Annotated in this window: 21 protein-coding genes, 2 rRNA genes and 1 pseudogene; 10 read left to right on the forward strand and 14 right to left on the reverse strand. The window is 60.3% G+C overall.

Annotation, left to right across the window (positions count from 1 at the left end):
- Positions 1 to 40: 40 nt before the first annotated feature.
- Together ACR52_RS15300 and ACR52_RS15305 are read right to left on the reverse strand one after the other, a co-directional pair.
- Positions 41 to 286, reverse strand: coding sequence for a DUF2789 domain-containing protein (locus ACR52_RS15300; protein ID WP_048725570.1), 246 nt, complete (start codon positions 284 to 286; stop codon positions 41 to 43).
- Positions 287 to 319: 33 nt separating this feature from the next.
- Entirely contained in the window at positions 320 to 1924 is a 1605-nt protein-coding gene (locus ACR52_RS15305) for a glycosyltransferase family 39 protein (protein ID WP_048725571.1), read from the reverse strand.
- A 179-nt stretch (positions 1925 to 2103) separates the two neighbouring features.
- On the opposite strand from ACR52_RS15305, the gene ACR52_RS15310 reads away from it, so the two are divergent.
- The 5 genes from ACR52_RS15310 (at position 2104) to ACR52_RS15330 (ending at position 7042) form a co-directional block, all read left to right on the forward strand.
- Entirely contained in the window at positions 2104 to 4272 is a 2169-nt protein-coding gene (locus ACR52_RS15310; RefSeq protein ID WP_048725574.1) for a hypothetical protein, read from the forward strand.
- The gene (locus ACR52_RS15315) at positions 4269 to 4973 is read left to right on the forward strand and encodes a DUF3142 domain-containing protein (protein WP_048725576.1); all 705 of its coding nucleotides are present in this window, start codon (positions 4269 to 4271) and stop codon (positions 4971 to 4973) included. The genes ACR52_RS15310 and ACR52_RS15315 overlap by 4 nt, the downstream gene beginning before the upstream one ends.
- A 70-nt stretch (positions 4974 to 5043) precedes the next feature.
- A complete protein-coding gene (locus ACR52_RS15320) occupies positions 5044 to 5673 on the forward strand; it encodes a hypothetical protein (RefSeq protein ID WP_048725655.1) in 630 nt (209 codons plus the stop codon).
- 26 nt (positions 5674 to 5699) lie between these two features.
- On the forward strand, positions 5700 to 6374 hold the full coding sequence (locus ACR52_RS15325) for a hypothetical protein (RefSeq protein ID WP_236692152.1): 675 nt from the start codon (positions 5700 to 5702) through the stop codon (positions 6372 to 6374).
- Positions 6371 to 7042 (forward strand): protein phosphatase 2C domain-containing protein, encoded by a 672-nt coding sequence (locus ACR52_RS15330; RefSeq protein WP_048725581.1) that lies wholly within the window; start codon positions 6371 to 6373, stop codon positions 7040 to 7042. Before ACR52_RS15325 ends, ACR52_RS15330 begins: the two co-directional genes overlap by 4 nt.
- Before the next feature lie 44 nt (positions 7043 to 7086).
- On the opposite strand, the pseudogene ACR52_RS31595 reads toward ACR52_RS15330, so the two are convergent.
- The 9 genes and pseudogenes from ACR52_RS31595 to ACR52_RS15370 all read right to left on the reverse strand — a co-directional run.
- Positions 7087 to 7187 (reverse strand): annotated as a pseudogene (locus ACR52_RS31595) (RNA polymerase subunit sigma); the annotation flags it as partial.
- Between the two features lie 74 nt (positions 7188 to 7261).
- The gene (locus ACR52_RS15335; RefSeq protein WP_048725584.1) at positions 7262 to 8707 is read right to left on the reverse strand and encodes an efflux transporter outer membrane subunit; all 1446 of its coding nucleotides are present in this window, start codon (positions 8705 to 8707) and stop codon (positions 7262 to 7264) included.
- Positions 8704 to 9762 carry an HlyD family secretion protein gene (locus ACR52_RS15340; RefSeq protein ID WP_048725586.1) on the reverse strand — a complete coding sequence of 353 codons (1059 nt, stop codon included), beginning with the start codon at positions 9760 to 9762 and terminating at the stop codon, positions 8704 to 8706. The genes ACR52_RS15335 and ACR52_RS15340 overlap by 4 nt, the downstream gene beginning before the upstream one ends.
- 27 nt (positions 9763 to 9789) lie before the next feature.
- On the reverse strand, positions 9790 to 11325 hold the full coding sequence (locus ACR52_RS15345; protein ID WP_048725589.1) for an MFS transporter: 1536 nt from the start codon (positions 11323 to 11325) through the stop codon (positions 9790 to 9792).
- 173 nt (positions 11326 to 11498) lie between these two features.
- A complete protein-coding gene (locus ACR52_RS15350) occupies positions 11499 to 12416 on the reverse strand; it encodes a LysR family transcriptional regulator (RefSeq protein WP_048725592.1) in 918 nt (305 codons plus the stop codon).
- A gap of 179 nt (positions 12417 to 12595) precedes the next feature.
- Entirely contained in the window at positions 12596 to 13444 is an 849-nt protein-coding gene (locus ACR52_RS15355; RefSeq protein ID WP_048725596.1) for an ABC transporter permease, read from the reverse strand.
- An 11-nt stretch (positions 13445 to 13455) separates the two neighbouring features.
- Positions 13456 to 14307 (reverse strand): ABC transporter ATP-binding protein, encoded by an 852-nt coding sequence (locus ACR52_RS15360; RefSeq protein ID WP_048725599.1) that lies wholly within the window; start codon positions 14305 to 14307, stop codon positions 13456 to 13458.
- A 1-nt stretch (position 14308) separates the two neighbouring features.
- The gene (locus ACR52_RS15365) at positions 14309 to 15334 is read right to left on the reverse strand and encodes an ABC transporter substrate-binding protein (protein WP_048725602.1); all 1026 of its coding nucleotides are present in this window, start codon (positions 15332 to 15334) and stop codon (positions 14309 to 14311) included.
- A 14-nt stretch (positions 15335 to 15348) separates the two neighbouring features.
- Positions 15349 to 16242 carry a TauD/TfdA dioxygenase family protein gene (locus ACR52_RS15370; RefSeq protein ID WP_048725605.1) on the reverse strand — a complete coding sequence of 298 codons (894 nt, stop codon included), beginning with the start codon at positions 16240 to 16242 and terminating at the stop codon, positions 15349 to 15351.
- A gap of 335 nt (positions 16243 to 16577) precedes the next feature.
- On the opposite strand from ACR52_RS15370, the gene ACR52_RS15375 reads away from it, so the two are divergent.
- The 5 genes from ACR52_RS15375 (at position 16578) to ACR52_RS15395 (ending at position 23204) form a co-directional block, all read left to right on the forward strand.
- Complete coding sequence (locus ACR52_RS15375; protein ID WP_048725609.1) at positions 16578 to 17276, forward strand: GntR family transcriptional regulator; 699 nt, start codon at positions 16578 to 16580, stop codon at positions 17274 to 17276.
- Between the two features lie 379 nt (positions 17277 to 17655).
- On the forward strand, positions 17656 to 18414 hold the full coding sequence (locus ACR52_RS15380) for a DUF3050 domain-containing protein (RefSeq protein WP_082143164.1): 759 nt from the start codon (positions 17656 to 17658) through the stop codon (positions 18412 to 18414).
- The gene (locus ACR52_RS15385) at positions 18411 to 19358 is read left to right on the forward strand and encodes a diiron oxygenase (protein WP_048725614.1); all 948 of its coding nucleotides are present in this window, start codon (positions 18411 to 18413) and stop codon (positions 19356 to 19358) included. Before ACR52_RS15380 ends, ACR52_RS15385 begins: the two co-directional genes overlap by 4 nt.
- The gene (locus ACR52_RS15390) at positions 19355 to 22726 is read left to right on the forward strand and encodes an amino acid adenylation domain-containing protein (RefSeq protein ID WP_048725617.1); all 3372 of its coding nucleotides are present in this window, start codon (positions 19355 to 19357) and stop codon (positions 22724 to 22726) included. Before ACR52_RS15385 ends, ACR52_RS15390 begins: the two co-directional genes overlap by 4 nt.
- A 19-nt stretch (positions 22727 to 22745) precedes the next feature.
- The gene (locus ACR52_RS15395; protein WP_048725620.1) at positions 22746 to 23204 is read left to right on the forward strand and encodes an SRPBCC family protein; all 459 of its coding nucleotides are present in this window, start codon (positions 22746 to 22748) and stop codon (positions 23202 to 23204) included.
- Positions 23205 to 23243: 39 nt separating this feature from the next.
- On the opposite strand, the gene ACR52_RS15400 is transcribed toward ACR52_RS15395, so the two are convergent.
- From ACR52_RS15400 to rrf (ACR52_RS15410), 3 genes are all read right to left on the reverse strand, one after another.
- On the reverse strand, positions 23244 to 25124 hold the full coding sequence (locus tag ACR52_RS15400) for a methyl-accepting chemotaxis protein (RefSeq protein ID WP_048725622.1): 1881 nt from the start codon (positions 25122 to 25124) through the stop codon (positions 23244 to 23246).
- Between the two features lie 347 nt (positions 25125 to 25471).
- Positions 25472 to 25587, reverse strand: a 5S ribosomal RNA gene (rrf, locus tag ACR52_RS15405).
- 110 nt (positions 25588 to 25697) lie between these two features.
- Positions 25698 to 25811: ribosomal RNA gene (rrf, locus tag ACR52_RS15410) — 5S ribosomal RNA — on the reverse strand; the annotation flags it as partial.

The raw sequence follows: 25811 nt of genomic DNA on the forward strand, positions 1-25811 counted from the left end.
CCATTTTTTTTTACATTATTGTGTTTCCTCAAGGATTTTTTTACACATTACGCCCGCGCCGCAGCATCAGATTCAACTCATCCACCACCTCCGCCCAATCCGCATCCTCCAAAATTTCCTCACGCAAAAACGCTCGCTGGCTGTCCGTCCAGAAAAACGCATCCGCCAGTTTCAAATCCGGTTTGAGCGGTGAATGAGCGGTTACAAACTGCTCAATACTGGCCGGGTCATCCGCCAGCCCCAGTTGTTTGAACAGTAACGGCAAGCTATGCACAGGCGATTCCATGGTGGGCTCCAGACAGAAAAGGTTTAAACGAGTCTAGCGGCAGCATTCGGGTTGCGGCTGCGGCACCTTGCACAGCACAAACAAGCGTGCCCTGGCGCCGCCACCGTCCTGGCGACTGAGTTCGCGCCACCCCTCGGGCAGCGGGGCGAATTCATCCGGTGGCTCGTTGCTGCTAATCAGCCACACGCGGTGTGTATCCGCCGGCAGTGCCGACAGACGGTCAAGGTAGATACGGCCGCCGTCCTGGTCCACCAGGGTGCCGAAGCCATAGGCATTTGGCCGGGTCGGCGTACCGTCGGGCTTGGGTGGGGTGAAGAGCTGCAGTTGGGCGTCGGTCTGGTCGTAATACACGTAGCTCAGGTACCACATCATGTCGCTGAGGACGATGCGGTCGTCTTCCTGGTAGTTACGATTGACGAACTCCACCGGCACGTTGACCTGGTCATGCTCATCCACGGCGAAGTTGTTCTTCAACCCCACGAGTTCCAAACCGACAAACAGCACGAACAACGCTGCTCCTAGCAGTGAAAAACGTGCCGGCAGGCGGTCGATGGCCAAGGCCAGGAGGATCGGCAGGCCCAGGGCGTAGACGGTGAGGTAACGCTCGATAAACACCGGGGAGATGAATGACACCGCATACACCAGCAGCAGCGGCAGCAGGAAAAACAGCGCCAGCAGGCTGGCTGGTCGATAGCGCTCGTGATCGCGCCAGGCGGTGACGCCTACCACGGCCACCAGCAGCAGCGGGAATACCCAGAACAGCGGTGGCCAGAAATTGATACCTTCATCCTGCAGCACGAACTGCCAGATCATCGACGGCAGGGAATGCAGGTTCACCGGTTCTTCCCAGCCAATATCGCCGCCCACCTTGAGCTGTTCGACGTGCTGCACCAGGTCGAGCAGGTTCGGCAGCCAGGGCAAATACACCACCACAATCGCGACGTTGACCGCCCACCACGTTGGACGCGTAATCAACCGCTGGCCTGGCAACTGGGATGGGCTCAGCAATCCCAGGTACGCCCAATGCACCAGCACGCACAGCGCGGTGAAGTAATGGGTGTAGAAACCGGCACTCATCAGCAACGCGTAAACGACCAGGTAGCGCGTGCGTTGGGGCTGGCGCACCCAGTACACCAGCGCCAGCGTAGCGCCCAGTAGCCACACGCCCAGCAGCGAGTACATGCGCACTTCCTGGCTGTAGCGCACCGCCGTGGGCAGCAGTGCCAGCAGGATCCCCGCCAGCACGGCGGCGCGTCGGGTGGACAGTTGCCGCGTGAGCCAGATGCCCAAGCCCACAGCCACCACGCCGGGGATGGCACTCATGCCGCGAATCGACCCGATGCTGTCGCCAAACAATTCGATCCAGCCGCGCAGCAGGAAAAAATACAGCGGCGGGTGCACGTCATGGGCTGCGTGAAACCACAGGTCAGCCAGTGCGTATTCGCTGAGCAGCAGGCTGGAGCCTTCGTCGCCCCAGATCGCGGCGGCCGTCAGGCCGTAAAAACGCAGGGCGATGGCCAGCGCCAGGATCGGCACCCACCACAACCGGCTGATCCAGCCGGCCCTCTCCCAGGCGAGGCGGTTGAATGCGGGCAACGCCCCGACCTTATCGTTTTGCTCTACCACAGACCGACGCACCTCGATTCCCCTGCCACTGCACTGTTTACCCGACTGCAAACACCGCCACTCTAGGACAAAAGCCCCGGACTCGCTTCTGGAATCGGACAAATCAGCAATTTGTGTAGGGCTTCAACGAAGCACTCGTAAGATCACGCTATTATTGCCACCCTCCAAGGACTCAGGATCAAGGACACGTCATGCGCATCGGTTTTCTGTCACCCCTGGCACTGGCACTGCTAGCCGGTATTTCACTGCAGGCCCAAGCCAGCTCCGACGACTCGTGCTATCCCGACTGGCGTGTCTCGCGTGGCAGCCTCGACCCGTGCAGCAACCAACCCTTCCTCAATCCAGGCAACGACAGCCGCGTCAACCTGCGCCTGCTGCTGGCCGACAAACAGGCGGCGGCCCTGACGCCGAATGCCTTGAGCGAGGATGACCTGGCCCAAGGGTTCGGCCCGGTGCCGTTTCCGGTGTATCGCCTCGCGCCCATCCCCGGAACGGACGAAGCGCCCGACGACCAACCGGACGATTCACGCACCGCCGAACTCGACACGCTGCTCCAGCCCCTGGGCATCAAGCGCGACGACTACAAAACCGCCGGCGAAGCCTTCCTCAGCGGCGAAGGCAGCCGCTGCCGCAGCAACGACGATGACAGCGCCACCGCGTTTATCAGCCAGGTGATCAAGGCCGAAATGCCAGCGGCTGAACGCGAGTTGCTGGTGAAGGCGCGGCTGCAATTGCTCACTGCCTGCAACTGGGATGGCCAGGTGCTGGATGCACAGCAGACACCGTCGACCAATGCCCAGCTGTTTCGCACTTATCTACAGGCCGCCGCCGACTTCTACAGCGGTCGCTTCAGTGACGCCGAACGCGGTTTTGCCGCCGCCAGCAGCAGCGATGTGCCGTGGCTGCGGGAAACCGCGCTGTACATGACCGCACGCACCTCACTGAACCAGGCGCAGGCCGAAGCCTTCGACGAATACGGCATGCCGCAACTTGAGCATGTGGATAAGTCCGCGCTGGGCGATGCCGAGGGAGGGTTTCTCGGCTACCTGAAAACTTATCCACAGGGCGCATACGTAGCCTCTGCCCGTGGCTTGTTGCGCCGCGTGTATTGGCTGGCGGGCAACGATGAAAAACTCGCCGAAGCGTTTGCCTGGCAACTGACCGAGGCCACCGAGGCCCAGCGCAATGTGTCGATGGATGAACTGGTGGAAGAGGCCGACCTCAAGTTGCTGATGGTCAACAGCGAGACCGTCAAGACGCCGATGATCCAGTTCGTCAGCGACCTGATGGTGATGCGCGGCGGCAACCAACCGACGCTGAGCCGCGCAGATCTCGAAAAGCAAAAAGCCGCGTTTGCCAGCGCGCCTGAACTCTACGACTACTTGTTGGCCGTGTGTGCGCTGTACATCGAGCATCAACCGGACAGCGCCTTGAAGCAGTTGCCGCAGAGCGTACCGTCGACCCTGAACTACTTCGCCTTCAGCCAACAGACCCTGCGCGCCCTGGCACTCGAAGCCAAGCAAGACTGGAAGACTGCCGAAGCCCTGTGGCTGGAACTGCTGCCGCTGGCCAAACAGCCGCTGCAACGCGACCAGCTTGAGCTGGCACTGGCGATGAATTACGAACGCAGCGGCCAGTTGGCCAAGGTGTTCGCCGCCGACTCGCCGATCAGCGCCAAGCAGGTGCGTTACATCCTGCTGCGCAACGTCGCCGGGCCTGAGTTGCTGCGCGAGCAAATCGCCAGGGCCAGCGACCCGCTGGAGCGCCAGACCGCGCAATTCGTGCTGCTCTACAAAGACCTGCTGCGGGGCCAGTTTGCGACTTTCGCCGACGACCTCAAGCAACTGCCGGCCTCGGCCCCTGAGGACAAATTGGGCACCAGCCTGGGCTACGTCTACAGCGCCAGCCAGACCTTGAAACTGTTCCAGTGGAGCGGCGACAAGGCCGAATCCGGTTACGCCTGCCCGACCATCGCGCAAACGGCTGCCACCCTGCAAACCGACGCGAAAAACCCACAGGCCCTTAACTGTTTTGGCGAATTCATTCTGCGTAACGGCCTGGACGGCATGCCACTCGAACAAGCCCGTGCCGCCGGCAGCCTGGGCAGCACCCCGTCGGGCTTCAAGGGCGAAAGCTTCTCGCGACTCGACGGTTACCAGCAGGTGATCGGCAACCCCAAGGCGCCGAAAACCGACAAGGCCTACGCGCTGTTTCGCGCCATCAATTGCTACGCACCCGCAGGCTATAACAGCTGCGGCGGCGCAGACGTGACACCTGCCGCGCGCAAAGCCTGGTTCCGCCAGCTCAAGACGGGCTTCGGCGACACCCAGTGGGGCAAATCGCTGCAGTACTACTGGTGAAACACCTGTGGCTAGGCTTGCTGCTGTTGGCAAGCCCGGCCTTCGGCGCCGTCGACGCCCGCGACTATGACGCCTTCTGGCTGTGGAGCGGCGTCGCGCCCCAGCCCGTACTCAAACAGGCAAACTCCCTGTACATCCTCCAGGGCCAAATCAACGCCACCCGCCGCGCGCCCCAGCGTGGCGTGCAATTTATCGCCCAGGGCATGAGCGTGCCGCGCCTCACTCAGGGCGAAGTCTGGGTGGTGTATCGCGCCCACACCCTGCACTGGCCGGAACGGGTCTACAGCCAACTGCTCGGCCAGGTGCAACGCTGGCGCGACGCGGGCAACCCGGTGGTCGGCATCCAGATCGACTTCGACGCCCGCACCCAATACCTGCACGAATACGCCGACTTCCTGCGCGACCTGCGCCAACGCCTGCCCGCCGACTTGCGCCTGAGCATCACCGGCCTGATGGACTGGAGCAGCAATGCCGACCCGGCCGCCATCGCCCAGCTCAAGGGCGTGGTCGATGAAGTGGTGGTGCAGACGTATCAGGGGCGCCACAGCATCCCGGATTACGCGGCGTATTTGCCACGGCTGAACCGGATAGGGGTGCCGTTCAAGGTCGGGTTGATTCAGGGTGGGGAGTGGGAAGAGCCGGGGTATTTGAAGGGGAGTGAGTGGTTTCGGGGGTATGTGGTTTTTTTGCAGAATCGTTGACATAGATGTCAACTCTGTGCAAGAAAGTGTCCACGGTCCATGGACAGTGGACACTTACCTTCAGGCCAGCATGAAAAGTCAGGACGTTGTAATTCTATTCAAATTGATCAGCCTGGACCTTCAAGCGAGAGGGGAGCGGGTCAACGAACTCGGGGTCGAAAAAATCGATCTCAACCGGCCCCATGACTGGAAAGGCTGGGACGATATTATCGACGAGGAACCCATCTCGCCGAACAGTGAAAGTTATTCCGTTCGAGCGCTCTCTGCCTCACTGGCCTTGAGCAAGAGCGAGGTATCCAATTCCCTGAATCGTTGTCGAGACATCGGTCTCATTCACACTGACCGGGTGAGCGGAAAACCCAGTGTCAGAAGCGCTGCTCTTTTGGACTTCGTCAGATACGGCATCCGTTACGTCTTTCCCGCAAAACCAGGCCCAATCGTTCGGGGCATACCAACTGCATTCGCAGCCCCGGTCCTGGCTGGGAAAGTAATGAGCGGCGGCGATCTCATTCCCGTATGGCCGGACGCCTATGGCAAAAGCAAAGGCCAGGAAATCTCTCCGTTGTATAAGACCGTCCCCGGGGCGGTGAAAAAGGACGAGCTTCTTTATCACTTTCTGGCCCTTGTGGACGCCATCCGTATCGGAGGGCCACGCGAAGCCAAAGTGGCTGACGCGATGCTGAGAGAGTGGATCCTGTGACCTCAAACCGGGAAATGATGCTGCAAATGCTTGAAGAGGTCGCCGACGCACTGGGCGTTGAGCTGCGTCAGCAAGTGGCATTTGTCGGCGGATGCACGACTGTTTTGCTCATCACCGATGAATACACTCTGGAGTCGATTCGCGGCACGGATGATGTGGACTTGGTTATCCATCTGACCGGGACGGCTGACTGGTACCGACTTGAACAAACCCTCAAACCCAAAGGCTTCAAAAACACCGGGCAGGACACCGTCACCTGCCGGCTGCGATTAGGCGCCTTGAAAGTCGACTTCATGCCCACCGATGAAAAGGTACTGGGCTTCTCCAACACCTGGTTCGTCGGCGGACTGGATAATGCCGTTGATTACACATTGCCCAACCGAACGCGCATCAAGGTCTTCGCGGCGCCTTGGTTTCTGGCGGCCAAGCTGCAGGCCTACCAGGGACGAGGCAACGGCGACGTACTGATGTCCAATGACATAGAAGATGTCATTGCGCTATTGGACGGCCGGGAAGAGCTGATTGAGGAAACGAGACACGCACCGATCGCGTTACGGCGTTTCGTGAGCGATCAACTCTCAGCTTTGCTCCGGCTGGCGGCGTTTCAAGACGTGATCCAAAGTACTGCACAAGACTCTGATCGCGAGACGTTGATTTACGAGCGCCTCAAGACCCTCATTGGATTCGGAGCGCTGGCTTGATTCTGCCGTTGAGCCTCAGCCGAAAAGGAACTCATAGAACAGAAAACCGCGATGCCAGCGGTTCGGCGCACAACACAGGCACTTATCTTTACGTCATTGCCGACGGCACCTCCAAACCGGGCAGCGGCGAACTGGCGCAAGCCTTGACTCACTCTTTGCTTGAATCCTTTTCCCGCGCAGCCCCGCCTGTTGTGTCCTGCCCCGACAAAGCCCTTGAACTGACGCTTTCTTCACTCGACGAGGTGCACTCAAATCTTTGCCGAGACTATCCCCTCGCCTCCACCAGCTACCTTGCCTTGCTGGTGATCGACCAAACTGCCCTCTGCATCCACGCAGGCGACTGCTGCTTAGGGCAATTGGGAAAGGCTCGGCGCGTCAATTGGCTAAGTTCACCTCACTGTGGACCCAACTGGAAAGGTGACCTGGGCCACTCGCTCATCGCCAAGAGCCCTGCCCGCAAAAGACTGCTCAATTGCATGAGCCACCGAAGGCCCCACGAGCCTTACGTCCAACCCATGCATTTTGCGCCAGGGACAACGTTGATTTTGGCAACAGACGGCTTCTGGGCCGAGCTCTGCGTCGAGCGCCAACTTAGCGCTATCGCCGAGCGAAGCCTCGACGCCTACCCCGCTGAAGACGACGTCACCTTCATGTTGTTCCAAACCTAGCGGTGCTTGAGCCGGCGATGAGCCCGGCAAGCAGGGTGTCGCCGATTTGCGACGTGTTCACGGTCGCCCAGGCGCCTGCGCAGCCAGCCGTGATGGTCGCAGTACAGGAAATGAACTGTTGCTGGCCGTCGGTTGCGGAGTCAATGAAAAACTCAGATGCATGATTGAGCGCAATTTTCCTTCCACCTTATTTCGCGATTGGCAAAAACGCTTTGTCGATCAGCGCCCGGCGGTTTGCAGCGGATACACCGATTCCCAACCGCCACCCAGCGCTTTGTAAAGGCTCACCATCGCCAACGACACACCCGTAGAGCTTTCCACCCACTGCTCCTGCGTGGCCAGCAGCGCACTTTGCACAGTCAGCACGTTGACGAAATCCACCACGCCTTCAACGTACTGGTGTTGCGCGGTGGTCAGGGCGATCTGGTTCTGGCGCACGGCTTCGGCAAGGCTGTCGCGGCGCAGTTGGCTGGCGTTGTAGCGGGTCAGTTCGTCGTCGATTTCATGCCAGGCGCGCAGCACGGTTTGCTGGTAGGCCAGCGCCGCTTCCTGTTGCTGGGCTTCGCGCAGATTCAACATGCCTTGCAGGCGCCCACCGTTGAACAGCGGCAGGCTGAACTGCGGGCCGAAGGCAAACGCGCGGGAACCCCACGAGCCGAAATCCGACAGCTGCATGGCTTGCGAACCCAGGTTGCCCGACAGGGTGATACGTGGGTAGAAGTCGCCCTTGGCCACGCCAATGTTTGCGGTGGCAGCATGCAAGCGCGCTTCGGCCTGGCGGATATCCGGGCGGCGCTCGGCCAGCTCCGACGGCAGGCCGATAGCGACCTGGCGCTGGGTCTGTGGCACGGCGGCGTCCTGGGACAATTGCGCGTGCAGGGCCTGCGGTGGTTCGCCCATCAACAGGCTCAGGGCATTGATCAACTGGTCCTGGCGTTGCTGCAAATCCGGCAGGCGCGCTTCGATGGCGGCGACCTGGGCGGCGGCTTCGGCCACGTCCAAATCAGTCGCCACGCCATCGGCCAGGCGCAGTTGCGAGAGCTTGAGGCTGTGGCGGGCGACGTCGAGGTTTTGCTCGGTGACGGCGCGGGTGTTTTGCACGCCGCGCAGTTGGATGTAGTCCTGGGCGGTTTCGGCCAGCACCGACAACAGCACGGCGCGTCGGTCGTTTTCGGCGACTTGCAGGGTGGCGTCGGCGGCTTCGGTTTCGCGCTTGACGCGGCCCCAGAAGTCCAACTCCCAAGCCGCTGAAAAACCCATGTCCCACTGACTGAACGCCGCACGGCCATTCTCGCCGGACGGGTCGCTCAAGCCTTTGCCGCTTTTGCGTTGGCGCTGGTAATCACCGGTTGCGTTGACGTTGGGATAACGCTCGGCGGTAGTCACCTGGCGTACGGCGCGGCTTTGTTGCAGGCGGCTGCTGGCCAGTTTCAGGTCGAGGTTATCGGTGAGGGCTCGGCGCGTGAGGGCAGAGAGTTGTTCATCGTGAAACACGTCCCACCAACGCTCTTGCAGCGGGTCGCTGACCGCACGGCTGGCCGCCTGACGGCCCTGGGGTTCGCTCCATTGCGTGACCTGCGGGCCTTGGGGCCGCTGGAAATCCGGGCCGACGGTGCAGGCGTTCAGGCTGATGACACTGAGGGTGAGCCAGGCAAGGCGTCTCATTGCTGGGCCACCTCACGCTGCTGCACGACGGGCTGGGTGTCGACGCTGGCTTCTACCGACATGCCAACGCGCAGGCGTTCGGTGTGTACCTGGCCCGGTTCGAGGACGATCTTCACCGGGATACGCTGCACCACCTTGGTGAAGTTGCCGGTGGCGTTGTCCGGTTTGACCGAGGCGAAGGTCACCCCCGTCGCAGGCGCCAGGCTTTCCAGGTGGCCGTTGAGGAGCTCACCGCCGAGGCTGTCGACGCGCACCTGCACGGCTTGGCCCGCTTGCATGTGCGAGAGTTGGGTCTCCTGAAAATTGGCTATGACGTAGGCCTCAGCCAACGGCACCACCGCGAGGATCTTGCTGCCCGGCGTCACATAGGCGCCGACCCGCACTGCGCGCTCGCCGACCATGCCATCCACCGGCGCGACGATGCGTGTGTAGGACAGCTGAAAGCTGGCCATTTCCAATGCCGCCTGGGCGCGCTTGAGGCCACCTTCGGCGGCGTCGCGCTGGGCGGTGAGGATTTCCACCTGTTTGCGTTCGGCCGCCAATACCGCCGCGGCATTGGCCAGGCGCGCGGTGGCCTGGTCGATGCGGGTCTTGGCTTGCTGGGCGTTTTGCACCGTGCCCGCGCCGACACCTGCGAGGTGGTTGTAGCGGTTCAGTTCGTGCTCGGCGAAGGCTACTTCGGCACGGTCTGCCGCGACGGTCGCCTGGGCCTGGGCGATCACTGAGCTTTGGCGCTCGAGGGTGGCGGTGGCGTTTTTCAGCTGGGCCTGGGCGACCAATGTGTCGGCATCGGCGGCCTGGGCGGCCGCGCGGAAATCGCGGTCGTCGATCAACGCCAGCAGTTGCCCGGCCTTGACCCGCTGGTTGTCTTCCACCAGCACTTCCTTGATAAAGCCCGCCACGCGCGGGGCGACCAGGGTGAAGTCGGCGGCGACGAAGGCGTCGTTGGTGGTCTGGCGCGGGTTGCCCAGCAGGCCCGGTGCGGCCAGGTACACCAGCATGCCGACGGCGAATACGGCGATAACAGAGACGGCAATTTTGTCTTGGCGTTTCATGACAATTCCTTTGGGCTCAGTGAGCAATCAAGTCGGTGCGCGGGGTGGAAAAATCCGCGTGGGCATCCAGAAAATCAGCAGGATCAACGCCGCCGCGATACCGGCCATGACGTAATAGAGATCCGAAGAGGTAAGCACCACGGCCTGCTCGTGCAGGCGGTGAGCCAGGCCCGGTGCATCGCCGTCGGCCAGGGGCGAGTTACCCAGGCGGTCCACCAGCATGGTCGAGTGAAAATGCAGGCGCTGGGTGGTCAGCGTGTCGAGCACGCCGGTAGCGACCACGGCGGCCAGGCCCTTGACGGTGTTGAACCAGGCCGACGCAAACGGCCCCTCGGCCGGCTGGATGCTGCCGGTGGAGAGCATCAGCAGCGGCAACACGGCCATGGGCTGACCGAAGATTTGCAGCAGGTACAGGCCATAAAAATCGTCGCGGATCCACGCCGAGGTCAGGTGCGCGCTGCCCACGCAGGACAGGATCAACATGCCCAGGCCGATCCCCAACACCCAGCGGCAATCCACCCAACGCAGGTTGCACAGCGCTGCCACCAGCGGCAACGCAATCAACTGCGGCAGCGCCATCAGCAGCATCAACGGTGCGGTTTGCAACGGCCGATATCCCTGGACCTGGGCGAGGAAACTCGACGGGATGATGATCACCGCCGTCAGCACGACCAGCACCCCGGCCAGCACGATCAAGGCAAACGCCAGGTTGCGCAGGCCGAGCATCTGCAACTTGAAAAACGGCATCGGGTGTGACCATTCATTGAGCATGAACAGCACCAGCAGCACCGTACCGCCGCACAGCAAAAAGGTGATCAAGCCTGACTCGAACCAGTCCAGGCGATTGCCCTGCAACAGGCCGATCACCAGCATGCAGATCGCCGGGAAGCCCAGCAGCAGGCCACGCCAGTTGAACTGCTTGAAGCGCTCCAGGCGCAGCGGGTCTTGCGGCAAGCCGTAGGCAACGGCGGCCATCGCCAGCAGGCACGGCCCGACGATCTGCCAGAACGCCCACTGCCAGCCAACGTACTCGGTCCAAAGAGCGGCCAGCGGCGTGCCGAGGCTTGGCCCGAAGGTAGCGGTGAGTGCGTAGCCGGCCAGGCCGTACAGCTTGACGTTGGCCGGCAGGAACCGCAGCGCAACGGTCATCAGCATCGGCGGCAGCGCGCCGCCGGCCAAGCCTTGCAGGGTACGCAGCGCCAGCAGGCTTTCGTAGTTCGGCGCAAAGGGGCACAGGATCCCCAGCACCGTGAACAGGCCGATGGCCCACAGGGTGAAGCGGCGCAGGGACAAGGTCACCGAACACCACGGCGCAAAGGCCATGGCCGACACGGAGGTCGCCGTATAGGCAGCGACCAGCCAGGTACCTTCGTCAAAACCGATGTAAAGCGCACCCCGGATATCAGCGAGGGCCACCTTGGTGACCATCTCGTTGAGACCGGACACCAGCACCGCCAGCAACACACCGACCAGGCCGATGATGATGCGCGGGCCGAACACGGGCGGGCTCAGGGCGACAGGTTTGGCTGCGGCCTGTAGGGCGGGGGCAGCGAGGGAGGTCATGAACAGGGAACTCGGGATTAGGAATACCCGAGCAGTTTAATCAGGCTGACACATGACAAAAAGTGACTTGTCGGCAGGTTATAACTGCATGGGATGCAGCTATCAGTTACCAGCTTCAAGCTGCAAGTGAATGAGGTCAACTTGCAGCTTGAAGCGTGGCGCTTGCAACTCAGCTACGGCTGCGCTTCAAGCCAGGTGGCGTGGCAACTCTCGCGCATGGTCTCGCGCAGCCATTTGTGCGCGGGGTCTTTGTCGAAGCGCGGGTGCCAGAATTGAGCCAGGACCAGCGTCGGCAGCGAAATCGGCAAGGGGAACGCCCGCAGCGGCAGCTTCAAGCGATTGGCGCTGTAGAGCGCCTCCTTGGGCACCGGCAGGATCAGGTCGGAATCGGGCAGCATGAACATCGCGCCGTGGAAACCCGGGGCGATCATCGCGACGCGACGCTCCAGGCCCAGCGCATTCAGCGCGGTGTCGATCGGGCCGCGGGCGATGCCGCGTCGGGAGATGCTGATGTGGGAGTAACTGGCGAAACGTGCGGCGGTGATCTCTTCGTCGAACAACGGGTGGTCTTCTCGCGCCAGCCCGACGAAGGTGGTGGAGAACAGGTTCTGCACCTTCACTTCGGGGCTTACGGGCATGGTGTTGCTCACTCGCAAATCCAGGCGCCCTTCTCGCAAAGCTTCATCATCCGTGTCGCCTTCGGGTACGAAGCACAGCTCGCACAGCGGCGCCACGCGCTCCATCGTGTCGAACAGCCGACCGCCATAGACGCCGATAAAAAAATCATTGGCGCGCACGCTGAAGCGGCGACGCAAGGTACTCAAATCCACTTGATCGGCCGAACGAAACAACAGCGCCGCCTGTTCCACCACGTTGCGCACCTGGCCTTGCAACTGCAGCGCCTTGGGCGTCGGTACCAGGCCGCGACCGGCACGCACCAGGATCGGATCGCCCACCGCTTCGCGAATGCGCGTGAGGGTGCGGCTCATGGCCGCCGGGCTGAGGTTCATCCGCCGCGCGGCGCCGACCACGCTACCCTCGTCGAGCAAGGCGTCGAGGGCGACCAGCAGGTTCATGTCCGGTAGTTGCATGCCAAGCACTCGTGAGCAATGTGAAGTGAACTGGGCGCAATCGTAGCAGGCTTGTGAACGATTACAGCAGTCGAGGAATACTGGCCGGCAGGTAGTCGGCGTAACGCGCCTTGGGATTATTGCGGCACCGGCGGACGATTTCGCCGTTGAGCGCGCTGCAGGTTTGGAACAATTCCTGTTTAGCGCTGCATGCCCCAACGCTTCACGGTGAGCCGCTCGAAGGTGTCAAACACAAGGTTCTCCACCAGCAGGCCGATCAGGATCACCACCGCCAACCCGGCAAATACCTTGTCGGTGTACAGCTCGTTGCGGTTCTGGAAGATGTACCAACCCAGGCCGCCCTTACCGCTCGTAGCGCCGAACACCAGTTCGGCGGCAATCAACGTTCGCCAGGCAAATGCCCAGCCGATCTTGAGGCCGGCGAGGATCGACGGCAGCGCCGCAGGGATCAGGATGAACAGCACAAAACGCATGCCCTTGAGGCCGTAGTTGCGACCGGCCATGCGCAGGGTTTCGGACACACCAAGAAACCCCGAATAGGTGTTGAGCGCCAACGCCCACAGCACTGAATGCACCAGCACGAAAATCAGGCTGTTCTGGCCCAGGCCGAACCACAGCAGCGCCAGCGGCAGCAGCGCAATGGCCGGCAATGGATTGAACATCGAGGTCAGAGTGCTCAACAAGTCGCGGCCCAACTGCGTCGACACGGCCAGTGTGGTCAGCGCGAACGCCAGCACGATACCCATCACGTAACCCTTGATCAGCACCACCAGCGAGATGCTCACTTTGCTGAGCAATTCGCCACTGAGCAGGCCGTCGTACAGCGCGGCAGACGTCTGCAGGAAGCTCGGCAGCAGCAGGTCGTTGTCCTGATAGCGGGCTACCGCTTCCCAGAGGATCGCGAGCACGATGAGGATCAGCCCCTTACGTAACCAGCCTTGTTGCCACAGGCGTTGGGGCAGGGGCAGTTCGCGTTCCACCGGGACGCTGAGCAGCGGTTCGAGGGTAATTTCGTATTCCTGGCGCATGGGTTGCCCTCTTAGTAAGCGATGCGGATATCAGCGAAACCCAACTCACGTTCGGCCTCAGGCGCTTCATCGAACAACAGGCGATGAATCCGCCGCGCCGACGCCTGGAATTCCACACCGCCGAGGCTGTGCAGGTCGTATTGATGGCTGTGGATTTCCGCACGCACCCGCCCAGGGTGGGGCGACAGCAACAGGATGCGATTGCCCACTACCAGCGCTTCTTCGATGGAGTGAGTGACAAACAACAGGGTGAAGCGCACCTCTTCCCAGAGCAGCAGCAATTCTTCCTGCATCTTGCGCCGGGTCAGGGCGTCGAGGGCGGCAAAGGGTTCGTCCATCAGCAGGATTTTCGGTTGCATGGCCAAGGCGCGGGCGATGGCTACGCGGGCTTTCATGCCGCCGGAGAGGGTGTGCGGGTAAGCGTCGGCGAAGGCCGTAAGGCCGACTTTGTCGAGGTAGTGCAGCGCGCGTTCTTCAGCCTCGGGACGCTTCATGGTTTTCGACGCCAGCAGCGGGAACATCACGTTCTGTTTGACGGTTTTCCACGGAGGCAATTGGTCGAACTCCTGGAACACCACGATGCGATCCGGGCCGGGTTGTTCGACCTTCTGCCCCAGCAGACGAATCTCGCCTTCGCAGGGTTTGATAAACCCAGCGATGGATTTGAGCAAGGTGGATTTGCCGCAGCCCGACGGGCCGAGCAACACGTAGCGGTCGGCCGGGTCGATCTCGAAACTGACCTGGTGAGTGGCCCGCACTACGCGTTCCGGGGTGCGGTATTCAAGGCTGACGTTATCCACCGCCAGCAACGCAGCGGTGGTGTGCAGGTTGCTGGCCGTGTGGCCTTGCAAGGGCGCGTTCATCTCAACTTCCTTGCAGGGGCTTGGCGTCCTGGAAGAAGTAGTCCTTCCACGAATCAGGCTTGTTTTTGATGGCGCCGACGCGGTAGAGGAATTCCGCCAGCGGGTAGGTGTTTTTCGGCGTGACGCTGAATTCGAACTGCGGGTTGTCGATGATTTTCAGCAGTTCGGCACGGTCGATCTTGGCCTTGGTCACGCGGATATAAGTGTCAGCTGCGGCGCCTTTGTCGTTCTGGGCGAACTGCGCGGCTTCGGTCAATGCCTCGACAAATGCCTTGTAGGTTTTTGGGTTGTCGTTGCGGAATTTTTCCGTGGCGAACAGCACCGTCGGCGAATTCGGGCCGAGCAGGTCGTAGGTGTTCAGCACCACATGCACGTTGGGGTTGGCCAGGGCCTGATCCTGAAATGGCGGGTTGGAAAAATGCCCGGTCAGTTCGGTGCCGCCGGCAATCAGTGCGGCGGTGGCGTCGGGGTGTGGGACGGCGACGGTGTACTTGTCGAGGCGATTGAATTCCTTGTCGCCCCACTGCTTGGCGGCGGCGTATTGCAGGAAACGCGACTGCACTGAGACGCCCACCGCCGGTACCGCGATGCGGTCCTCTTCGGTGAAGTCAGCGATGGTTTTGACCTTGGGATTATTACTCACCAGGTAGTAAGGGAAGTTACCCAGGGAGGCCACGGCTTTGACGTTTTGCTTGCCGTGGGTGCGGTCCCAGATGGTCAGCAGCGGGCCGACACCCGCGCCAGCGATATCAATCGAGCCGGAGAGCAGGGCGTCGTTCACGGCGGCACCGCCGGAGAGCTGGGTCCAGTCGACCTTGATGTCGATGCCTTCCTGCTTGCCGTATTTCTCGATCAGGTTCTGGTCACGCACCACGTTGAGCAGCAGGTAGACGATGCCGAACTGTTCGGCGATGCGGATCTCGCCTTCTGCCTGCGCGGCGGCCGGTGCGACCAGGCTGCCGGCCAACAGGCTGACACCCAGGCCGAACGTCGCAGCCAATCGTGTGAATGGAATTTTCCTGGACATGGTCGTGCTCCGAATCAGAAAGGCGCGTCGCCCTGGATGGTGGTGCGAAACAACTTGCGGCGCAGATGGCTCGGGCAACCGGCAGCCAGGTGGATCAGCGAGCGGTTGTCCCAGAACACCAGGTCATGGGGCTGCCACTGATGGCGGTAGATGTTTTCCGGTAGCACGCTGTGTGCGTAGAGTTGGGCCAGCAGATCGCGGCTTTCGTCTTCCGGCAGGCCGACGATACGGGTGGTGAAACCTTCGCTGACAAACAATGCCTTGCGGCCGTTTTCCGGGTGGGTGCGCACGATGGGGTGCACCACTTCGGCGACTTGGGCCAGTTGCTCAGGGGTCAGCGTGGGACGCCAGTTGCCTTCGAATTTGGTTTCGCTGTAGCGCGCGGTGTAGGAGTGCGCGGCGCTGCGGCCTTCGGTGGCTTTACGTAGGTGCTCGGGCAGTTGGTCCCAGGCTTTGTGCATGTCGGCAAACAACGTGTCGCCGCCTTCGGAGGGCAGTTCCTGGGCATGCAGCATCGAGCCCAGGCTGGGCAGTTCTTTATAGGACAGGTCCGAATGCCAGAATTTACCGGCGTCACCCAGGCCGATGGATTGGCCATTTTCAATGATGTTGGAGACGATCAGGATTTCTGGGTGATTGGCCAGCAGGAATTGTTTGAGCACATGGATCTGCAGCACGCCGAAACGGCGGCTGAAGGCGATTTGTTGTTCGGGGGTGATGCGTTGGTCACGGAAAACCACGACATGGTGGTCGAGGTGCGCGCGGTGAATGCGGGCAAAATCTTCGTCGTTGACCGGACGCGACAAATCCAGGCCGACGACCTCGGCGCCTACGCTGCCGGGGAACGGACGAATCTCGAAGGCTTGGGCGGTAGGGATCGCTGTTGGAACAGTAGAGGCGGCGGACATGAGTTCACTCCCGGTCGGACAGGAGAGTGACTTTATAGATATAAGAACGGCATTTTAAATACCGTTAACGAATATCTATAGACGGGAATGTGTCGGCGAAAACTCACGGCTGCCCGAGCTCAGGGAATAAATATCGGCAGCGTAACCTTCAATCCGTAGCAACCTGACGCTGGCGTGTAAGACGCCGCAAAGGCCCGCTGTGGGCGCCATGAGCCACGTGTTTAGCTGCTTACAAGCCGAAAACCTTGCTCGTTTGACAAGCCTGGAGGCAGTCTCTAGTGTGCATTGGATCCAATTAGCCATACCCCCATTTTAATAAGGAGGATAGCGTAGCCGTGACGCAGAAGCCGAACCCTTTGAACAGCATCAAGATCAGCGGTCCTATTCCCGCCCATCTTGCCCGTTCCGTAATTGAAGAAACCCTGCGCAATGCCATCCTCGATGGCCGACTGCCTTGCGGTACCGCCATGCGCCAGCAAGAGCTGGCCAGCCTGTTCGGGGTCAGCCGCATGCCGGTGCGCGAAGCATTGCGCCAACTGGAAGCCCAGTCATTGCTGCATGTGGTGACGCACAAGGGCGCCGTGGTTGCGCCGTTGATCGAAGACAATTCGGCTGAGACCTACGCCTTGCGGATGCTGTTGGAGTCCGAAGCGCTGCGCTTGTCGATTCCATTGCTCACCGAAGCCGACATCGCCGAGGCCAATGCCTGCATCAATGCCCTGGAACAGGAGAAAGACTACACCGAGATTGGCCGCCTCAATCGCCTGTTCCACATGGTCCTGTACGGCAAGGCGCCTAACCAGCGGCTGCTCAAATTGGTCGAGCACGGTTTGAATGAAGAGGAGCGCTTTCTGCGGTTCAACCTTGAGGCGATGGGTCTGGGCGAGACGTCCCAGGAAGATCACCGCGAGCTGCTGAACCTGGTAGCCCAGAAAAAGACCGAAGAAAGCATCCTGACCCTACGCAATCACTTGATGCGAGGGATGGAGGTGATCGCCACCTACCTCAATGGCCTTGAAGCAGCCGACACGTAAGCTTTTCCAGCACCACCCTTGACCCTCATGTGTGCGGGGCGCCCTTCCCATCAGGAAGAGCCCCGCGTCGATACGCCTTGGTTAAAACCATTCGATTAATTAAGCCTGCCCATAATATGGAAACTTCCCACGCTTAATAAAACAACTTACCCACAACACGTATTCTTTCGAAAAAACATCTAATACATTTATAAGCTCGTCCAAACGTTTAATCAGCTTATTATCCTTCACCACTAAACCCAACACATCAACCGGCAGCATCACCCCATGTCTGGGTGGTGCTGCGCGCGTGGTTTGGCTAAACGCTACCTGTCTACTTTTGACTGTAAAAGCTCATCACTGTTTTCAGAGCAGTCGCAACAACTTATAGGCATCAACCATGCATCAAACTTTACTTGAACAAAAAAAACTGCAGTTATGTAACCACCCGTTATTTGAAGAAATAACTTCACTCAATAAATTACAAGTTTATATGGAAAGCCATGTATTCGCCGTGTGGGACTTCATGACGCTCACCAAACGCCTGCAACAGGACCTGACCTGCACACAGTTGCCCTGGCTCCCTCCAACCGACCCTCAAGCCGCCCGACTGATCAATGAGATCGTGTTGGGCGAAGAGTCGGACGACCACCCGAGGGGCGGTAATTGCAGCCACTTCGAGCTGTACCGGGAGGCCATGGCCGAAGTGGGCGCCAGCACCGCAGCCATCGACACCTTCATCACGCTGCAACGTCAAGGCCTGGAGGCCACTGCAGCCTTGCAGCAGATCGATGTTCTACCTGGCGTTGCCCGTTTCGTCCGCAGCACGCTGCACATCGCGCTGAACGCTCCCACCCATTGCGTGGCCGCGGCGTTCCTGCACGGTCGTGAGGGTGTCATCCCAGCCATGTTCGAACGCCTGTTGCAGGGTAGCGAGGTCATCAATCGTGGGGCGCCCATCCTGAGCTACTACCTCAATCGTCATATTGAGCTGGATACCCAAGGCCATGAGCCTGCGGCGCAACAGTTACTTCAACGCCTGACCGGAGCAGACCCAATGCGCCAGGAGCAGGCCGTTGGGAGCGCTCTCGACGCCGTCGAAAACCGCATCACCTTCTGGGACAACGTGCGAGCGTCTGTGCAAGAGGTGCAACCATGAACCTGACAGACTACCGCTCCATCGCTGAAGACTGGGAGCGCCGCGCGACCATCCGAACCCGCCCCCGACGCATGTTGGAAGACGACGAGAAACTGATCTATCCCCTGTGTCGCCAGCCGTTGGTACTCACTGCGACCTTTCTCGAGCACTGTCCGCAATGGCGCGACTTTGTGCTGCTGCAAAGCTTCTACAAGTTCATCAATGACGTAGTGATTTTCGAAACCGAGATCGTCGACAAGACCGCCCGCAGCATCGCCAAGAACCGCTTCGCCCTGCCCTTCCCCCTCGTCTGCCGCTACGACGCGATGACCGTCGTGGTGGACGAGGATTACCACGCGCTGGTTGCGCTGGATTTCCTGCAACAAACCGTGGAAATGACCGGCGTACAACCGCTCGACTTGCCCAGGCAAATCGAATTGAGCCGTGCCCTCCCGGCGGCACAGGCAAAGGCACCGCCACACCTGCACAATGCAGTGGAGTTGATTGGCGTGGCCATCGCTGAAAACACCGTGACTCAGGACGTGGCGGCCTTTTCCAAGGACGACAGCATCAAGTCATCCGTACGCGGCATGATGGCCGACCACCTGTTTGACGAAGGGCGCCATGCACAGTTCTGGACGCGCCTGGTGCGTCTCTACTGGCAGGCAGCGAACCCGGAGGATCGCGACAGCATCGCTCACGTCCTGCCGACGTTCCTGGCGCACTACCTGACCAACGACCTGCAAAAATCCTTTGACCTGCAACTGATCGAACATCTGGACGTCGGCACCGGCATCCGCCAGGCCTTGAGGAACGAAGTACACGCGCTGGACTTTCCCATTACCCGCCAACACCCCCTGATCGGCAACATTGTGGGCTTTTTGCACCACAGCGGTTTGCTGCAGACCCCAAGCGTGGCCCAGGCACTGGCCGACTATCTGCCGCTGGCCGGGAGAGCGGCATGAGATGCCTGACGATTGGTTGGGTCGGCGCCAGTAAAGCCCTGGAGGGTGTGAGGCAGATGCTGGAGCAATACGGTCATGGGTCTGGGGAGGAGGTTGTCGACCTGGTGATCGAAGACAGCAGCCAGCCACTGCCGACACATTTGGCAGGCGCCACACGTATCAGCCTGCGCCTGGGTATTGGCCCACTGAGCGAATGCGGGTTGCCCGCGCTGCAGTTACGCAGCTATGACGGTAACCAACGCTGGGTAGCAGCACTGGACCTGGCCGAAGATCCCAGCGGGAACGGCCAACGCTTGTACCGGCAAGCGACGGCCGCACTGGTGGAGTGGGTCGCCCAGCAGGTCAGCTGCTTCGCGCGCGACCCAGGGTATTTACCTGCGGGGACCTGCGCCAACTCCTGGCCCGAGCAGGGTTTGCAAGGGCTGGAGGCGTTGGCGTTTCTACATCGGTTTAACCGCACGGCAGATCCGGCCCTGCTGTTGGCAGCCCAAGTGCCGGTAATCGAGCGATTGCAGGCCAGCCTTCTCACCTTCGCCGCGCGACCCGCACTGAACATCGCGGGCAATGTGCTGACTTACCGTCAATTGCAGGATCAGGCAGTGGCGATCCAGCAACGGCTTGGCCCATTGCTGGAAGGCATCGAGGCGCCGTCGGTGGTTGGCGTATGCCTGGAAAAATCCACCGGGTTCTACGCCAGCATTCTTGCGGTGTTGGGCTGCGGCGCGGTGTACCTGCCGCTGGCGCCGGACCATCCTCCATTGCGCCAACAAGCCATGCTGGAAAGCGCAGGAGCCCGCGTGCTTCTGGATGATGGCCGCCATCCCCTGCGTGAGCACTTCGTTTCGCTGGATGTGAGCACTGTCGATCAGCGCGACACCTCGCAACCCTTGATGCGCCACCGCCCCGACGTTGATGCACCGTGCATGGCGCTCTTCACGTCGGGTACCACCGGCCGGCCCAAGGGGGTACTGCTGAGCCAGGGCAATCTCGCCCATTTCACCGCGTGGTTTGGCGGCTGCATGGCGTTAAGCGAAGAGAGTCGCGTGCTGCAGTTCGCCTCTGTGAGTTTCGATGCTTCGCTGATGGATATTTTCCCCAGCCTGATCGCTGGCGCGGAGCTGATCGTCCCAAGCGAGGCGCAACGACGCGACCCGCAGCAACTGGTGGAGTTGATCCGCCAACACAGTATCAGCCATGCATTCCTGCCGCCGGCGCTGCTCAGCATCCTGCCGCTGGACCAGCCGCTGGGCCTGACTCACCTGCTGACCGGCGGCGATGCCTGTGAACCGTATGTGATCGAGCGATTGGCAGGTCAATGTCACCTGCACAATCTCTATGGCCCCACAGAAGCCACGGTGCTGGTTACCCATCGAAGGTTGCAACCCGGGGATGGCAATCGAAACCTGGGCCGTCCTATCGCCAACAGCCAGGTGCTGATCCTCGACGATGACCTGCAACCGGTGGATGAGCAGGTGATGGGTGAGCTGTACATCGTCGGGCCTGGGGTGAGCCTGGGGTATTTGAACGCACCACAACCGCTCGACGACCCTTTCGTCGAACTGGCGCTGCCTGACGGCGAGAGCCTGCGGGCCTACCGCACGGGAGACCTCGCGAAGTGGTGCGGCGACGGCATCGAACTGGGTGGGCGACGGGATGAGCAGGTGAAGATCCGAGGGTTTCGGGTCGAGCCCCGGGAGATCGAGCAGTGCTTGCGAGACAGCCGGCTGTTTCGTCAGGTGGCGGTGGTTACTGATGCTGATTACAGAATCCGTGGCATTGTCGCCCAGCCGGAACCCGGTGCAACACTCGCCGACCTGAAGCAGCATGCGCGGCAGTGGCTGCCTGATTACCTGCAACCGGATATGTGGGCCGAGTTGCCCAGCCTGCCGCACTCCAGCAACGGCAAAGTCGACCGCCGCGCTTTGCTGAAGCTACCGATTCAACCCACGCAGAATAGCGCCGGGCAGGCTGCGCAAACACCGCTTCAGATGCAACTGGTGGGGCTATGGAGTGAGTTGCTACGGCTGCCCGTGGATAAGTTGTCGATTGATGACAGCTTTTTCAATCTAGGCGGCCACTCCATCCTGCTGTCGACCCTGTTGCTGCGGGTCCGCGAGCAATTTGGCCGCAGCCTGCCCTTGAACCGGTTCTTTGAAGTACCGACGATTCGTACGCTTGCGGTGCTGATGGAGGATGGTGTGCTGCCCGATGCAACGTCCGGCCAGGCGATCCGGGATGCACTGCAGGAAGAGGTGGTCGGGGTGCTGTCCGACAACCGTGCTGGTGATCGGAGCAAAGTGATCGTGACGGGCGCCAACAGTTTCATCGGCGTGCATATCGTCGAGGCGTTGTTGGCCGGCGGAGCAACAGAGGTGGCGTGCCTGGTGCGTGAATTGCCGGGCCATCCGGCAACGACGCGATTTGCCCAGGCATTGAGTGAGTACCGCCTGGAGCATCTGGACCTGAGCCGGGTGCGGGTGTACGTCGCTGATATCAGCCAGCCTCGCCTGGGCTTGGCGTGCGACGTGTATGACCGTCTCGCCCGGGACTTTGGCGTGCTTGTGCATAACGCGGCGCGGGTCAATCACGTGATGGACTACATGTCGCTGGCAAAGGACAACGTCGAGCCTGTGCGCGAATGCCTGCGCCTGTGTGAGACCCATTGCAAAAAGGTCTTCAATTTCATTTCGACGCTGTCGGCGTGCAGCAGCATCGACGCTGGCGGACATGTCCTCGAAACACCCGCGGCGGCGACCCCACCGATCTACATCAAGAATGGTTACAACCTGTCCAAATGGGTCGCCGAACGGCTATTGGGACGTGCAGTGGAACAGGGCGCCTGGGTGAACATTCATCGTCCGGGGAATATCAGCTTCAACACCCATAACGGTGTTTGCCAACCGCAGAAAAATCGCCAGATGTTGATGCTCAAGGGCTCGCTGCAACTGGGAATGGTGCCCCGGTTGGAGGCGAACTTCGACCTGATGCCAGTGGACTTCTTTGCGCGCTTTCTCGCATTCCACTGCGGCCACTTCAACGCCGGGCGAAGCGTGTTCCACCTGCATAACCCACAGCCTTTGAGTTGGGACCACTACCTCGATGCATTCAGCCAGGCGGGCTACACATTCGAGCGGGTCAGTGTTGTGCACTGGCAACGGGCGCTGCGAACGGTAAGCCACGAAAACGCGCTGTTTGGCGTACTGGGTTTTTATCTGGATGGGCCGGGTGAAGACATCGGCGATACGTCGATGATCCATCACCACAACGCACGCCGGGGCGTGGAGAACATGCGCGCGCAGTACCCCGAAAAAAGCCCGACCCTGCTGCGCAAGGGCTGCGACTACCTCAAGGCCATCGGCTTTCTCTAAACCGCTTCAGGACATCCTCATGGAACCGCTGCAACCCGATACATTGATCCGCAACCCATACGGCGCGCCGGTAGTGGCCTCTGTTGTCGTCGACTGCGAAGCCCCTCGCCTGTGGGGCCTGGTAGGTCAGTTTGCAGGCTTTGATGCCTTCATTCCTGCCTTGTCGCACATCGAAATGACCGGTGTGGGCGTGGGCGCTTTGCGCACGAAAATTTTCCACGACGGCCACTGCGTCGTAGAGCAACTCAACAGCCGGGACGAAGACGCCATGCGCATGACCTGGACCACGATCTACAACACCTTGGGCGTGGCCCGTTTATGGGCGGCGATGAGCGTGGAAGCGCTGGGCTCAAGACGCTCCAGGGCGACCTGGACCGTCATTGGCGAGCCGGTCGAAATGGCGCAAGCGGAGTTAGAAACGTTTGTGCAAGCATTCGCCGACAGCGCTCTGGAGAACGTGCGTCGAATGCTTGGCTAAGCAGTCGGAGCGAGAGAGCTCGCCCCTGTGCAATCAAGGTCAAATCTTGAAACTGTCGACCAGTTGCTTCAAGCGGCTAGCTTGTTGGGACAGTGCATCGCAGTCCTTCAACGTTTCATTGAGGTTGGCTACGCCCTGTTGGTTGAGCATGTTGATCTGGTTGATGTCGACGTTGAGCGTTTCCACTACGGCGGTCTGCTCCTCGGTGGCGGCAGCGACCGATTGGTTCATACCATCGATTTCTACGATCCGCTGCGTCACGCTGACCAGGCGTTCACCGGCCTGGTTGGCCACTTCTACGCTCTCTTCGCTGGAGACCTGGCTGGCATTCATGGTGGTCACGGCTTCACGCGAGCCCACTTGGAGCGAAGTGATCATTTTATGGATCTCCTCGGCGGACTCCTGGGTACGGTGAGCCAGGTTACGCACTTCATCGGCGACCACGGCAAAACCACGGCCGGCTTCCCCGGCCCGGGCGGCTTCAATTGCGGCGTTGAGCGCGAGCAAGTTGGTTTGCTGGGAGATACCTTTGATCACATCGAGGATATGGCCGATGTTGTCGGTGCTGGCATTCAAGGTTTCAATCTGAGTGCAGGAAAGGCTGATCTTCTGCGACAGTTCCGACATCGCCAGGATGGTTTTCTCCACCACCTTGCGGCCGTCGTCGGCCTGCTCGCTGGCGCCGCTGGCGTGCTGTGAAGCATCCGCAGCGTTACGTGCGATTTCCTGGGTGGCAGCACCCAGTTCGTTGATCGCGGCGGCCACACTGTTGGTGCGCGCGCTCTGCTCGTCGGAGCCGATGATCGAGGCGTTGGACGAGGCCATCACGCGCTGAGACAGGTCATGCACCTGACGCGTCGCCGAGGACACTTCGGAAATGGAAGCGTGGATACGCTCGACGAACTGGTTGAACGCACTGCCTACCTCGCCAAATTCATCCTTGCTGTTCACGTCCAGGCGGCGGGTGAGGTCGCCCTCGCCCTGGGCGATGTCCTTCATGGCGACGCCCATGGTCGTCAACGGCCGCAGCAACACTTGGATCAGCAGGCTCAGAAGCACTGCAATCGCCACCACGGCAATCAGCATGGCAATCAACGCTGATGTGCGGAATTTACCCAATGGTGCGTAGGCTTTGTCTCTGTCGATCGACAGACCGATGTACCAATCCGCACCTGGCAGGCCACTGATCGGCGTGAATGACAGAATACGATCCTGACCACTGAGGACGACATCCTGGCTGACCTTCTCGATCCGTACGCGGGTGCCCGGGTAGATGTCCTTGAGGTTCTTCATCACCTGGTCCTGGTCGGGACTGACGATGACCTGGCCATCTCCGCTGACCAGGAACGCATGGCCGATGCCGCCGAAGTCCACCGAGTTGATGATTTTCACGAGGGTTTGCAAACTCAGGTCACCGCCGACGACGCCCAACAGCTCGCCGTTCTTTTTCACCGGCAAGGCTATCGTTACGATCTGCCCACCCACCGCAGCCATATAGGGCGGGGTGAGCATGGTTTTGTCGGCAGCCACGGCTTGCTTGTACCAAGGACGCTGACGCGGGTCGTATCCATCGGGCATCTTCGCGTCCGGACGCTGCGTGAACACACCGTTGGTTTGGCCGACATAGGTGAACTGGAAGTTTGAGGTGAGCGCGGGTTGATCAACCAACCCCGGAAGGTCGGCAGCACTGCCCTGGTGGGCAACATTTTGCGCCAGGTTTTCGAGTACCAGGACACGGCCGCTAAGCCAGTTTTGTACACTGCTGGCGGTGAGCTCGCCGGACTGCTGGATGGACGATTCCAGATTCTGCTTGATGGTGCTGCGCTGCAGGTAGTCGTTGTAAAGCGTGAATAACGCGAACGCCAAAACTACGACGCCTGACGCGGCCAACAGAATTTTATGACTGAACTTGAGATTCATTTCATCGACTTCTTTTTGCCAAAGGGGGGTGAGCGTGCCGGGTGAAACATTCCATGTAGCGGTATAGGCGGACTCTCGGACCTCTCTATTCCGGCGCACGCATGGCTCGTCAGGCTTTCGGCCAAATGAAGTGAAATCTTAAGTGTTTGTGGGAAACATCCTCTTTTTGAGTGAAAAACTGACCAGCGGTACAGGAAAGCACGCGAAGCCACGAGCCCTGGCTAGCCTTCCAGAGGGCAGCCATCAATCCTATACCGGGCGATCGCCGGGCGGACTTATGGCCAAATCAAACGCCCTAAACGACAAAACCCCTGTCTGCGTTAGCAGACAGGGGTTTCGGAATTTAATCTTGACGATGACCTACTCTCACATGGGGAAACCCCACACTACCATCGGCGATGCATCGTTTCACTGCTGAGTTCGGGATGGGATCAGGTGGTTCCAATGCTCTATGGTCGTCAAGAAATTCTGTGTACCGGACCGTTGCGTTAGCGACGTGCCGGTGAAAAATCATGTACTTCTACATAAACAAAACCCCTGTTTGCGTTAGCAAACAGGGGTTCTGGAATTTAATCTTGACGATGACCTACTCTCACATGGGGAAACCCCACACTACCATCGGCGATGCATCGTTTCACTGCTGAGTTCGGGATGGGATCAGGTGGTTCCAATGCTCTATGGTCGTCA

It is taken from the genome of Pseudomonas fildesensis (assembly GCF_001050345.1).
Lineage (GTDB): Bacteria > Pseudomonadota > Gammaproteobacteria > Pseudomonadales > Pseudomonadaceae > Aquipseudomonas > Aquipseudomonas fildesensis.

Bases quoted from the DNA above. Each gene is read 5' to 3' on its own strand.
- ACR52_RS15365 (WP_048725602.1), bottom strand. From the start codon at position 15,334: ATGTCCAGGAAAATTCCATTCACACGATTGGCTGCGACGTTCGGCCTG.
- ACR52_RS15335 (WP_048725584.1), bottom strand. From the start codon at position 8,707: ATGAGACGCCTTGCCTGGCTCACCCTCAGTGTCATCAGCCTGAACGCC.
- ACR52_RS15345 (WP_048725589.1), bottom strand. From the start codon at position 11,325: ATGACCTCCCTCGCTGCCCCCGCCCTACAGGCCGCAGCCAAACCTGTC.
- ACR52_RS15400 (WP_048725622.1), bottom strand. From the start codon at position 25,124: ATGAATCTCAAGTTCAGTCATAAAATTCTGTTGGCCGCGTCAGGCGTC.
- ACR52_RS15300 (WP_048725570.1), bottom strand. From the start codon at position 286: ATGGAATCGCCTGTGCATAGCTTGCCGTTACTGTTCAAACAACTGGGG.
- ACR52_RS15320 (WP_048725655.1), top strand. From the start codon at position 5,044: ATGAAAAGTCAGGACGTTGTAATTCTATTCAAATTGATCAGCCTGGAC.
- ACR52_RS15340 (WP_048725586.1), bottom strand. From the start codon at position 9,762: ATGAAACGCCAAGACAAAATTGCCGTCTCTGTTATCGCCGTATTCGCC.
- ACR52_RS15310 (WP_048725574.1), top strand. From the start codon at position 2,104: ATGCGCATCGGTTTTCTGTCACCCCTGGCACTGGCACTGCTAGCCGGT.
- ACR52_RS15370 (WP_048725605.1), bottom strand. From the start codon at position 16,242: ATGTCCGCCGCCTCTACTGTTCCAACAGCGATCCCTACCGCCCAAGCC.
- ACR52_RS15325 (WP_236692152.1), top strand. From the start codon at position 5,700: ATGCTTGAAGAGGTCGCCGACGCACTGGGCGTTGAGCTGCGTCAGCAA.
- ACR52_RS15350 (WP_048725592.1), bottom strand. From the start codon at position 12,416: ATGCAACTACCGGACATGAACCTGCTGGTCGCCCTCGACGCCTTGCTC.
- ACR52_RS15385 (WP_048725614.1), top strand. From the start codon at position 18,411: ATGAACCTGACAGACTACCGCTCCATCGCTGAAGACTGGGAGCGCCGC.
- ACR52_RS15355 (WP_048725596.1), bottom strand. From the start codon at position 13,444: ATGCGCCAGGAATACGAAATTACCCTCGAACCGCTGCTCAGCGTCCCG.
- ACR52_RS15395 (WP_048725620.1), top strand. From the start codon at position 22,746: ATGGAACCGCTGCAACCCGATACATTGATCCGCAACCCATACGGCGCG.
- ACR52_RS15360 (WP_048725599.1), bottom strand. From the start codon at position 14,307: ATGAACGCGCCCTTGCAAGGCCACACGGCCAGCAACCTGCACACCACC.
- ACR52_RS15390 (WP_048725617.1), top strand. From the start codon at position 19,355: ATGAGATGCCTGACGATTGGTTGGGTCGGCGCCAGTAAAGCCCTGGAG.
- ACR52_RS15380 (WP_082143164.1), top strand. From the start codon at position 17,656: ATGCATCAAACTTTACTTGAACAAAAAAAACTGCAGTTATGTAACCAC.